This window comes from Mojavia sp., from assembly GCF_059505145.1.
Window position 1 is genome coordinate 1 of record NZ_JCACKA010000136.1, and the last position, 11,265, is coordinate 11,265.

Below are 11,265 nucleotides of genomic sequence, written 5' to 3' on the forward strand. Positions count from 1 at the left end.
CTTTGATACTCGTGAATGAGTCTTTGAACTCCGTGAATGAGTCTTTGAACTCCGTTAATGAGTCTTTAATACTCGTGAATGAGTCTTTGAACTCCGTTAATGAGTCTTTGATACTCGTGAACGAGTCTTTGAACTCCGTGAATGAGTCTTTGATACTCGTGAACGAGTCTTTGATACTCGTGAATGAGTCTTTGAACTCCGTGAATGAGTCTTTGAACTCCGTGAATGAGTCTTTGAACTCCGTGAATGAGTATCTGAACTCCGTTTTGTAACGTCAACGTATCGCGTCGGCTGTTATCCCGCCCAGAATTTAAGTTCATACTATGTTGCGATCAGACAGATTCGGATTTCCTCGCCTCTGCTCCTCTGCTCCCCGAAGTTTGCTTGGAGGGAAACCCTCCTGGCAACTTCTCTTCCTGCTCCCCTGCTGCCCTAATTTACTATCTTTGGATGCAACTCGGTATCAGAAGCTCATAGCCCAAGCCCACTCAAGTAGACTGAAATTTTAGCTACCACTCTATAGATGTTAAAATAGTAATGCTTGGCTTGTTTCACCAGGAAATTTTTTGTCCGAAATATGGTTCAGTATACTCTCGCTCAAAGCCCAGAAATTATCCTCACTGTTTCTGGCAAAGATTCAGCCAAAGCCCGTGAGAAAGCAATGGATCAGCTGATGGAGTTGATGGATTCAGGTAAGTTACCCACAGAACTAGAAGAAGGATTTGGCCCTCAGCAATTAATTGAAGTCAAGGAACCAGCGATTGAGAATAGTAGTGGTGAGGATGCCATTACACAAGCTGTTCAGGTTCTCAGCAACCTCGCTACCCTCAAGCTGAAAGTTCAGGAATCACGCTCTGAAGCGTTAGAAATTCGCAAAGGAGTTGATGTTCTGTTCTCGGATCAGTCAGTGAGTGAGGAGGAAATTACTCGCCTCAAAGAAGGTTTTAAGGTTCTCAAGAATTTTGCCCAAGCTAATCTGCGTTACCAAGAAGCGCGAACGAAAGCAGAACAAGCACGACAAATTCTAGATCAGGCTTTAAAATCACCTGATAAGTAATGGCTGGCGATTGCGCGCAGCGCCGGAGGTAATCGCATAAAATCAGCGCGTCATGGAAAGTGCAATTGCCGATCATCTTATACCTAATTCAAAAACCCGGCTTCTTGGGAATAAGTACTGGATTTACAATTTAGATAGTCGAGTCGGAAACAAAATTTGTGCAGCAACCGTTGAATATTGAGCAAAGTGTATTGCAGAAGATGCGATCGCTTCCTGTGGAAAAGCAACAAGAAGTATTAGACTTTGTTGAATTTTTAGCACAAAAAAATCAGGTGAAGCGCCCCAATCCCCAATTCTCAATCCCTAATCCCTAGTCTTCACTCCCCAGTCCCTTATTTTCAAGACGAAGAGCTATTAAGCGATCGCGTCCCTGCTGTTTGGCTGTATAAAGTGCTTTGTCAGCTGCATTAATCAGGTCTGACGGTGAAAATTCTGAGTTTGGCAAAATGCTGACAATGCCTAGACTCACGGTGACATAGTTAGACACACAAGAGCGAGCATGGGGAATTGCCAAGTTACGTACTGCTTGTCGAATTGTTTGAGCGACATGGATTGCTCCTTGCATCTCTGTAAGAGGCAGAATTACAGTAAATTCTTCCCCACCATAACGAGCTACTAAATCGGCTGGACGTTGGACAACTCTTTTGAGCGTATTTGCCACTTGCCGCAAACAATCATCTCCTGCTAAATGACCGTAGGTATCATTGTAGTGTTTAAAAAAATCGACATCGAACAAAATCAAAGACAACGGTAATTGCGCGCGTTTTAGCCGATTCCACTCAGCTTCGAGATACTCGTCAAATCGGCGACGATTGGCTATTTGAGTCAAGCCATCTAAGGTAGCTAATCTGTGTAGTTCTTCATTGGCAGCTTGTGCTTGTTGGTAGAGTACTGATTGATGAATGGCGATCGCTACCTGATTTGCTAACTGCTGCAACAAATTAACTTCAAATGTCTGCCAGTGACGAGTTTTAGCACACTGGTGAACAATCAGTAAGCCCCACAGATGCTCTCCATTCAAAATTGGTACTACAATAGCTGCCTTGACCTGATAGCGTTGTAAAAACTCAATAATTTCAGCTGAAAAATCAGACTGCTGGATATCATGCAAGACTATAGGCAATCCCTGGAGATAATGGCTGAAATATTCTTTACCCAAAAATGGGTGCGCTGTCTGCTGTAATAGGGGGAGATAGCCATTACTCACTGATTCCGCCACAAAACAGCCTCTTCCATTAGCTTCTAACTGGTAAATAGCTACGGAGTCTGAAAGCAAGCATTGCCGAATACTGTTTACCGTCGTATTGAGAACCTCGGACAAGTTCAGTGATTGGCGAATCTTTTGAGTTATTTCAGTAATTAACCGTTCTCGCTCTGCTTGTTGTTTCAGTACTGCTTCGGCAGCTTTGCGAGTGCTAATGTCCTCTACTGAGCCAAGAATCTGCGTTGGAATACCGTTAGCATCTCTGGCAAATACCACTTCTCGTGTATTTAGCCAACGCCATTCGCCATTTTTGTGTCGGAATTGATATTCAGTAGAAAGAACTTCATTGTCAGCAAGGTTAATGAAGCGATTTGGTAAGTCATGCAACAGGTGTTGGTCGTCTGGATGAAAGCAATTCATCAACCACTGCGGATCAGCTCCACAAATTTCTTCTACTGAATAGCCTAAAACTGTAACACTTCGCTGGTTAAGATAAATGCTTGTTCCTTGTGAGAGGTCAAACAAATACAAAATCTGCGGTACAGTATTAGCAACTTTTTGCAAAAAATCTTGGCTTGAGCTTAATGCTTCTTCAGCTTTCTTGCGAGCAGTGATATCACGTCCCTCTAAGATGAGTAGTGTTACTTGTCCTGTTTCATCAAGAATCGGACGGAGTGAAAAATCAATAGTGATGACTTGATGATCTCGACCCCAAACGTCAACTTCATAACGAATAAATTCACCATTAGCAGCTTGAGCGATCGCGGCTTTTAATTGCGCTTGTGTGTTTAGAGAAATTGTCCACCACTTTGTTTCCCAAATTGGCTTACCAACCACTTCTTGTCGGGTAATCCCAACAAACTCTAGTGCTGTTTGGTTGATTTCTAATATCATTCCATCCGGCTGAAGCAATCCCATAAACTGAAAGGTTTGATTGAAAATTGCACGGAATTTTTTCTCACTTTCACTCAGCGCTTTTTCTACCAGTTTAAGATTGCTAATGTCTCGTCCAACCGATTGAAGTTCTATAATATTGCCCTGGGCATCAAATATCCCTCTGTTAATCCACTGTGTCCAACGCACTTTTCCAGGAGCTATGACTCGATTTTCAATAGTAACAACGGGATTTTGTGAATTGATAGAATTCATCAGACTAACCACACGTTTGCGGTCTTCCTCAAACACAACAGGTTCGTAATGCTGCCCGATAATTTCTTCCCGCTTCAGTCCAAAAAATCGACAGAAAGCTTCATTAACAAAGCTAATACTCCCATCTGGCAAAATTCGGGTAATCAGTTCCGTTTGATCTTCAACAATGGCACGATAACGTGCTTCGCTCTCTTGCAATGCTGCTTCTGCTTGTTTGTAATCGCTGATATCAAATACTAAACCTTGAATAACCTGAGTTTGTCCATCAACATAAAGGGCGAGATTCGCTTGGTCTCGTACCCAAATTGTTCTACCATCGTGAGTAATCATGCGATATTCGATGTTCAAAGGCTCTCCAGTGGAGATTGTAGTTTTGACAGCTTGACAAACGCGATCGCGATCATCTGGATGAATATAATTCGACCAACTATTGAATAAACCAGGCTGCCAATCTTCAAGAGAAATGCCCAACAATTGTTGTATTTGCGGGCTGATATAAGCTTCTTCAGCATTAGTATTAATTGGCGAAATATAAACAACACCTGGAATTTGTTCTACTAAAGTGCGATACTTTTGCCCTGCCTGAGAAAGTCTTTCTTTCACCTGCTTGCGACCTATTATCTTTTGAATTTGTGCAATAAGCAATAAAGTACAGCGGTTGCTATTGCGAATTCTGTATGAAACTCATGTTTAGTAATGATGAACTACCAATATTTCGTCAGCCAACTATTGTTAGCTTCTATCACTTTTTAATGTGTCTAAAACTTGCTTTGTGCTTTTATAATATTAAGCTTAACTCTAATAAAAGTTAATTTAAACTTAATTATTAAAAAATAGTGAGGACAGAAATATCCCAGGTTCTGTGGCAAAAAATAGTTCATAACAGAATATCTGCTTGATAATTTGTTTATACAGCGATCGGCAATCATTAAGGGTTTGGACAAAAGTATAGGAGTATGGGGGTATGAGCAAATGAGGAAGAATTACTCTTCATACCCTTAAACTCAGTCTCAACACACAACCTTTATGCATAAGCCCTGACATAAATAGTGATAAAAAAACCCCCAGGTGGGGGTTGGGAAGTTATTCGCGTGGAGTGAACAACTAATTATTAATACTTAAAGTAGATACAACAATCCGAAAAGTATAATCCAAATTACGTCCACAAAATGCCAGTAAATTTCCGCCGCTTCGATACCAAAACGTTTTTCACTAGTGTAGTGGCCCTGACGGCGCGATCGCCACAACACAGCCACAATCGCCAAAACGCCAAGGGTAACGTGCAAACCGTGAAAGCCAGTCAAAACATAAAATGCGCTGGCAAATAAGTTGGTAGTCAAGCCAAATTCCAGATGCGTGTATTCATACACCTGACCTACCAAGAAAATAGCACCCATCGCGGCAGTAATTGCCAACCAAATTTGCATACCCCGCGTATCATTCTTTTTGATAGCAGTATCAGCATTATGCATGACGAAACTGCTTGCAATCAGATTGACGGTGTTGACTCCAGGTAGCAATAGTTCTAATTCTGGTGTTCCTTCTGGTGGCCACGCAGGGAGAATAGAGCGGAAAGCCAGATACGCTCCGAACAAACCCATAAAAATCATCCCCTCAGCGACGAGGAAGACAATTAGCCCAAACAGGCGATGATCTGGATGTGCTTCGTGACCACCATGTGCTGCTTCCGCAGCATGGTGATGATTCAGTTCAGCTTTTGCTGGGTCAATAGTTTGACTTTGCATGAATATTAAATGTTTAAAGGACAGGTTGGGGTTGGGACTGGGGGCTGGGGACTGGGGGCTGGGGACTAGGGGCTGGGGACTGGGGACTGGGGGCTGGGGACAAGGAAATTTCGGTAATATCCCAACCTAATACCCGATACCCGATACCCGATCCCCGATACCCGATACCCAATACCCGATCCCCAATACCCGATACCTAAATATAATTAACGCTTTTCTAAATCAGACTCAATTGTTGGGTATGGTTCGTCTGGGGCGGCGCGTAATACCGAATTAGGCCCAGCGGACAAGACTGGATCAGGATCAGATAAGGGTACACCTTCCTTAGCGTTTTCCAAGCCGTAATCGTAGGGGCCTGTAGCCAGTACAGGAAGTTCATCAAAATTTTCGATCGCGGGCGGAGAGGTAGTCATCCACTCTAAGGTTAGTGCCCTCCAAGGATTATTACCAGCTTTTTCTCCGTACATCCAACTCCAAATCGCATTAAATATGAAGGGGAATGTGGAAACTGCCAGTATATAAGCACCGTAAGTGCAGATTTCGTTCAAAAATGTGAATTTGGGGTCATATTGGGCAACACGACGGTTCATGCCCATCATCCCTAGCTTGTGCATCGGCAAGAATGCCATATTTAGACCAACAATGGTCAAGGCAAAGTGAACCTTACCCCAAAATTCGTTCAGCATCCGCCCCGTCATTTTCGGGAACCAGTGGTAAATAGCCGCATAAATGCCGAGAACGCTACCACCAAATAGAACGTAATGCAGGTGTGCTACTACAAAATAGGTGTCGTGAACGTGAATATCAAAGGGTACAGCCGCCAACATCACGCCACTAATACCACCAATCACAAAGGTGCCAACAAAGCCCATTGCGAACAGCATGGCAGTATTTAGCTGGATTTTACCGCCCCACATTGTCGCCAACCAGCTAAAAATTTTAATTCCTGTGGGTACGGCAATAATCATGGTGGTAATCATGAAGAACATCCGCAACCAACCAGGAATACCGCTGGTGAACATATGGTGCGCCCAAACGATTAGCCCTAAAAAGCTGATGGCTAAACTAGAGTAGGCGATCGCTTTATAACCAAAAATCGGCTTGCGAGAATGAACCGGAATCACCTCAGAAATTGCCCCAAAGAAAGGCAAAATCATGATGTAAACCGCTGGGTGAGAGTAAAACCAGAACATATGCTGGTATACTATTGGGTCGCCGCCTCCAGTCGGGTTAAAAAATGTCGTTCCTGCCAATAAATCAAAAGCCAGCAGAATCAGACCTGCTGCTAGTACTGGCGTAGATACCAAAGTTAGTGCCGAGGTAGCAAACATCGCCCAACAAAACAAAGGCATTTGATGGAAACCCATACCTGGGGTACGCATCCTCAGCATCGTGACTAGGAAGTTAATTGCCCCCAGAATTGATGATGTACCTAGTACCAGGACGCTCATTATCCAAATTCCCTCACCCACTTGGCCTGTGACCAAGCTGAGGGGGGGGTAGGAAGTCCAACCTGCATCTGGTGCATCCCCTACCACCAAACTGGAAATCAGTAACAAACCGGCAGGCGGGATCATCCAAAAGGCAACAGCATTCAGACGCGGGAATGCCATATCTTTAGCCCCAATCATCAAGGGGATCAGGAAGTTAGCAAACCCTGCACCTGCTGGCACAATCCACAAGAAAATCATGATTGTGGCGTGCAGCGTAAACAAACTATTGTAGACTTCTGGCGTAACAAAATCTACTTCTGGGGTTCTTAGTTCTGTACGAACCAAGTCAGCCAAAACGCCGCCCATACAGTAAAAAATGAACGTTGTAACCAGGTATTGAATTCCAATTACCTTATGGTCGGTGTTGAAAGTAAAGTAGTCTTGCCATTTTCTCACCCCTGGTTCTTCAATAAGGGCAGGGATATTGGCAGTTTCTTGTACCTGAGCTTGTGTCATAAGAGTGCTGAGTTCTGAGGAGCCAGTTGCTGAGCCCAAAGTTGTTACTTTTGACGTGGACTCTTGATTATTTGTGAATTTGATGTAGCATCTCTGGCTGAATTCCCATGTCCTTGGTGTAAGGAGCGAGGAATTCATTTGGGGATAAATCTGCTGGGTTAAGAGCAACAGCTTGATTGAGCGTTTCGCGGCTGGCTACTTGCTGCTCTTGCAGCCATTTGTCGAATGCTTCTTGTTTCTCAACAACTATTGGCGCTCTCATTGCACCGTGGTAAGGGCCACAAAGTTCGGCACAAATGAGAGCATAATCACCTTCTTTGTTAGGTGTGAAGCGAATCTCACTCTGTCTACCAGGGATAGCATCTTGCTTCAGGCGAAACTCTGGAACCCAAAAAGCGTGAATCACATCGTTGGCTGTCATATTGATTTGCACTTCCCGCCCGATGGGAACGTGCATTTCACCAGTAGTTATACCTGTTTCTGGATAAGTGAAAATCCAGGCGTACTGGAGACCAGTGACGTTGATCGCCAATGCTGGGGATTGGCCTGCTTTTTCAGGACTTCGCCCAATAGTAGGAGAAACAACCCCGACCCCAGGCGCATTCTGCTTTTGAGGAATTTGGTCAGCGTTGCGGACTGCGGCGGTGGCTGGGTCTTGCATCGCCTCATCAGACTTTTGTTGATTCAGGTTGGGTTCTGTGCTAGGAGGCGTATCATTCAAAGTTGCTGCGATCGCTGCCCCAGGCATGTTCATTGACATATTCTGAGTAATCGGGGCTTCATGAATAGCATGGGGATCAAAGCCGCCGATGTCGTTGTATACCTCAAAACTATAAACAGAAATACCGATAACGATAATTGCTGGGATCGCCGTCCAGAGGATTTCTAGAGGCACATTTCCTTCAACTGGTGGCCCGTCTTTATCGTCACCTGGACGCCGACGATATTTAATTGCAGCGTAAATCAAAACGCCTTCGACAATTAGAAATATACCAGTGGAGATGATCATCATCGCGTTGAACAGACCATCAACCAAGACGGCTTCATCAGAGGCTGCTGTTGGCAACAGACCGTGATTTTGACCGTACCAAAGGCTGACTAGCGTTAGCACGATGCCAATGAGTAATGTCCAGATCGAACTTGGAATTTTCACGGCTCACTTAAATGAATTTACTACGTTATCTCAAAGCTGCCCACTTACTAAGGTAGTGCAGGCCATAAGACATGGGCTATGAAGGTCTGAAATTTTTATTAATTTTTTTGGCTACATAACTAATCTTGAGTACAAGAGTTTTATCAGATATTGCCGAGGGTAGATGTGAATCAAGGTAAAAATTTAAGAAAAAATTTAGATAGTAAAATTAATCGCCATTATGCGACTATTGACAACTTGAAAAATACCTAAAGCTTGAGGCTAAAAGTGGCTAGAGTGATTCAAAGTATAAGTGAAAGCTAATCTATAAAACTTGGTCGTGTACGCTAGGGTGGAGATGGGTCGTGACTGACAAACTGTTAATTTTAAGTAGCTCTAATCAAGAGCGGGCATAAGGTGTCGTTCATGAGCGAATTTGTCCTACAACAAAAAAATGAAGCGGCAGATCCGCAGCCAAAGCCGAAGGAAATGATTCGTCGTTTGGTGTGGAAGATCTGCATAGCCACCTTGATTTTGATGGCCATAGGCAGTGCTACTCGCGTGATGAACGCTGGACTTGCTTGCCCAGACTGGCCCTTGTGCTATGGGGAATTAGTGCCAGCCAAGCAAATGAATCTCCAAGTATTTTTGGAATGGTTTCACAGATTGGATGCAGCTTTGATTGGTATCAGCGCGATCGCCCTTGTCGGTCTATCCTGGTGGCATCGTCAGGCCTTACCTAAATGGTTACCTTGGGCATCTGCATTTACCTTGTTTCTAATTGTCTTTCAAGGCATCTTAGGGGGTCTTACCGTCACCGAACTGTTGCGGTTTGATATCGTTACCGCCCACTTGGGAACGGCGTTGTTATTTTTCACCACCCTACTGATCATTGGTACGGCCCTGACTCCCTATCAGGGAACTGGAAATGTTGGCAAGCTACCTTGGTTGGGTTTAACTGCCGCCGTTTTGGTTTACCTGCAAAGCCTATTGGGAGCCTTGGTAGGGTCTCGCTGGGCACTACATCAATGCTTGGGCACATCCCAGCTTTGTACTGTGATGTACAGCCATATTTTCGGCTTAGTACCACCAACAGTAGCAACCTTAGCAGTGGTATTAATATCCTGGCGTACCCCAGCACTGCATCCAGCTTTGCGACGTCTAGCAAAAATGGCTGGTGGTTTATTGATTTTACAAATCTTATTGGGAGTTGCTACTTTCAGGCTACATCTCCAAGTCGAGCCTCTCACTGTTTCTCACCAAGCTATAGGCGCAGCTTTACTGGGTACTTTGGTAGCTTTCACAGTCCTTGCATTACGCGACTTAGTTGCTAGCCGTGAAATCAATGCTTACCCTGTTGCTGTAACTCTAACTGCTACAAACACACAAGTGGATGGATAGCAATAACTCAAAGAAGTATGGGCATAGGGCATGGGGCATTGGGCATTGGATAAAGAAGACAAGGAGCAAGAATTAATCATGGTTCTTTCCCCTTGTCCTCTTGTCTCCTTGTCCCCTTGTCCCCTTGTCCCCCTTCGGGTTCGCAGTCGCCTGCGGAGGGAAACCCTCCCGCAGCGCTGTCTCACCTTGTCCCCTTGTCTCCCCTGCTTTTCCCAATCCCCGCTGCACCCCAAGAGACATTAAGACGCAACTAATGGCGTTTCTACAAAGGCTCTACAAATTCAAGCCGTGAGTAGCACTTTTTCATGAAAGCCGCAACAGCGCGTATTTGCGACCCACGCAGGTGCAGGAAGTCTGGGTTACCGTTCAACTTAACAAGCCAGACTGAGCAGGGGCTGCACATAACTTGTTGAAAAATAAGGAACTAGAGCCAAAATGATTGAGACTAATGTCTCTCGCCACCACGAAACATTTCTACAGGTAATTCAAAGTTACTATCAGCTAACTAAGCCTCGAATTATCCCCTTGCTGTTAATTACCACTGCTGGCAGTATGTGGATTGCCGCTAAGGGAGAAGTAGACCCCTGGTTGCTACTGGTAACTCTTACTGGCGGCACTTTTGCTGCTGCTAGCGCCCAGACAATTAACTGTATTTATGATCGGGATATTGATTATGAAATGGAGCGGACGCGCCATCGTCCCATGCCATCTGGTAAAGTACAGCCACGGGAAGCTTTAATTTTTGCGATCGCTCTGGCTGCAATTTCTTTTACTTTACTGGCGGTTTTTGCTAATTTACTAGCCGCCTTGCTAGCCTTCTCTGGCATAGTCTTTTATATTTTGGTCTACACCCACTGGTTGAAACGCCATAGCACCCAGAATATCGTCATAGGTGGCGCAGCAGGGGCAATTCCGGCACTAGTAGGTTGGGCGGCTGTTACAGGCAGTTTAAGCTGGGCAGCATGGTTAATTTTTGCAATCGTCTTTGTTTGGACGCCTCCCCATTTCTGGGCGTTAGCGTTGATGATTCGGGATGACTACGCCAAAGTGGGAATACCAATGCTACCAGTTGTTGTAGGTGATACCGCAACAGTCAAGCAAATTTGGTATTACACCTTGGTAACAGTAGCTGCAACACTGTTATTAGTTTTTCCCTTACACGCAAGTGGGATTGTTTATGCTGCGATCGCCTTAAGTTTAGGAGCAATATTTATCCGTAAGTCTTGGCGCTTATTGCACAATCCAGAGGATCGAACTGTAGCTAGAGAGTTATTTCTCTATTCCATTTCCTACATGATGCTGTTGTGCCTTGGCATGGTAATAGATAGCCTCCCCATCACTCATAATTTGATTAATGCGGCAGTTGATCAGTTGCATTTAATTGGCTAGGGGTAGGAAATTATTGCGATCGCGTTGTTAAGTGTTGCAAGCGCGATCGCTTAAATATTAAGCCTGAATATTACGACCTTAAGCCTTAATGTTGTACCTGTTTGCCTTAACGTTACAACCTTAAGCCTTAATGTTGTAACGTTTTGCCTTAATGTTAGAACTTTAACCCTTAATGTTGTAACTGTTTGCCTTAATGTTAGAACTTTAACCCTTAATGTTGTAACTGTTTGCCTTAATGT

Annotated in this window: 10 protein-coding genes; 4 read left to right on the forward strand and 6 right to left on the reverse strand. The window is 44.3% G+C overall.

The window, feature by feature from the left end; genetic code table 11:
- Nucleotides 1-65: 65 nt before the first annotated feature.
- Nucleotides 66-320, reverse strand: a complete 255-nt coding sequence (locus AC5JL8_RS37020) for a hypothetical protein (RefSeq protein ID WP_495884671.1) — start codon at nucleotides 318-320, stop codon at nucleotides 66-68.
- Nucleotides 321-577: 257 nt separating this feature from the next.
- On the opposite strand from AC5JL8_RS37020, the gene AC5JL8_RS37025 reads away from it, so the two are divergent.
- Both AC5JL8_RS37025 and AC5JL8_RS37030 read left to right on the forward strand, forming a co-directional pair.
- Nucleotides 578-1,057, forward strand: a complete 480-nt coding sequence (locus AC5JL8_RS37025; protein WP_495884672.1) for a hypothetical protein — start codon at nucleotides 578-580, stop codon at nucleotides 1,055-1,057.
- Between the two features lie 158 nt (nucleotides 1,058-1,215).
- The gene (locus AC5JL8_RS37030) at nucleotides 1,216-1,371 is read left to right on the forward strand and encodes a DUF2281 domain-containing protein (RefSeq protein WP_495884673.1); all 156 of its coding nucleotides are present in this window, start codon (nucleotides 1,216-1,218) and stop codon (nucleotides 1,369-1,371) included.
- Here the strand turns inward: AC5JL8_RS37030 and AC5JL8_RS37035 are convergent.
- The 4 genes from AC5JL8_RS37035 to AC5JL8_RS37050 all read right to left on the reverse strand — a co-directional run bounded on the left by AC5JL8_RS37035 (nucleotide 1,368) and on the right by AC5JL8_RS37050 (nucleotide 8,257).
- On the reverse strand, nucleotides 1,368-4,013 hold the full coding sequence (locus tag AC5JL8_RS37035) for a PAS domain S-box protein (protein ID WP_495884674.1): 2,646 nt from the start codon (nucleotides 4,011-4,013) through the stop codon (nucleotides 1,368-1,370). The genes AC5JL8_RS37030 and AC5JL8_RS37035 overlap by 4 nt on opposite strands.
- A gap of 515 nt (nucleotides 4,014-4,528) precedes the next feature.
- Nucleotides 4,529-5,155, reverse strand: coding sequence for a cytochrome c oxidase subunit 3 (locus tag AC5JL8_RS37040; protein WP_495884675.1), 627 nt, complete (start codon nucleotides 5,153-5,155; stop codon nucleotides 4,529-4,531).
- Nucleotides 5,156-5,361: 206 nt separating this feature from the next.
- Complete coding sequence (ctaD, locus tag AC5JL8_RS37045; RefSeq protein ID WP_495884676.1) at nucleotides 5,362-7,104, reverse strand: cytochrome c oxidase subunit I; 1,743 nt, start codon at nucleotides 7,102-7,104, stop codon at nucleotides 5,362-5,364.
- 67 nt (nucleotides 7,105-7,171) lie between these two features.
- Nucleotides 7,172-8,257, reverse strand: a complete 1,086-nt coding sequence (locus AC5JL8_RS37050; RefSeq protein WP_495884677.1) for a cytochrome c oxidase subunit II — start codon at nucleotides 8,255-8,257, stop codon at nucleotides 7,172-7,174.
- Nucleotides 8,258-8,662: 405 nt separating this feature from the next.
- Between AC5JL8_RS37050 and AC5JL8_RS37055 the strand changes: the two genes are divergently transcribed.
- Both AC5JL8_RS37055 and AC5JL8_RS37060 read left to right on the forward strand, forming a co-directional pair.
- Entirely contained in the window at nucleotides 8,663-9,637 is a 975-nt protein-coding gene (locus tag AC5JL8_RS37055; RefSeq protein ID WP_495884678.1) for a COX15/CtaA family protein, read from the forward strand.
- 435 nt (nucleotides 9,638-10,072) lie between these two features.
- The gene (locus tag AC5JL8_RS37060; RefSeq protein ID WP_495884679.1) at nucleotides 10,073-11,026 is read left to right on the forward strand and encodes a heme o synthase; all 954 of its coding nucleotides are present in this window, start codon (nucleotides 10,073-10,075) and stop codon (nucleotides 11,024-11,026) included.
- Between the two features lie 50 nt (nucleotides 11,027-11,076).
- On the opposite strand, the gene AC5JL8_RS37065 is transcribed toward AC5JL8_RS37060, so the two are convergent.
- On the reverse strand, nucleotides 11,077-11,265 hold a 189-nt coding region (locus AC5JL8_RS37065; protein ID WP_495884680.1), incomplete at its 5' end, for a hypothetical protein.

What these genes read in the sequence shown, in the direction of transcription:
- AC5JL8_RS37020 (WP_495884671.1), bottom strand. Translation starts at nt 320, where the DNA reads ATGAACTTAAATTCTGGGCGGGATAACAGCCGACGCGATACGTTGACG.
- AC5JL8_RS37025 (WP_495884672.1), top strand. Translation starts at nt 578, where the DNA reads ATGGTTCAGTATACTCTCGCTCAAAGCCCAGAAATTATCCTCACTGTT.
- AC5JL8_RS37040 (WP_495884675.1), bottom strand. Translation starts at nt 5,155, where the DNA reads ATGCAAAGTCAAACTATTGACCCAGCAAAAGCTGAACTGAATCATCAC.
- ctaD (WP_495884676.1), bottom strand. Translation starts at nt 7,104, where the DNA reads ATGACACAAGCTCAGGTACAAGAAACTGCCAATATCCCTGCCCTTATT.
- AC5JL8_RS37055 (WP_495884678.1), top strand. Translation starts at nt 8,663, where the DNA reads ATGAGCGAATTTGTCCTACAACAAAAAAATGAAGCGGCAGATCCGCAG.
- AC5JL8_RS37060 (WP_495884679.1), top strand. Translation starts at nt 10,073, where the DNA reads ATGATTGAGACTAATGTCTCTCGCCACCACGAAACATTTCTACAGGTA.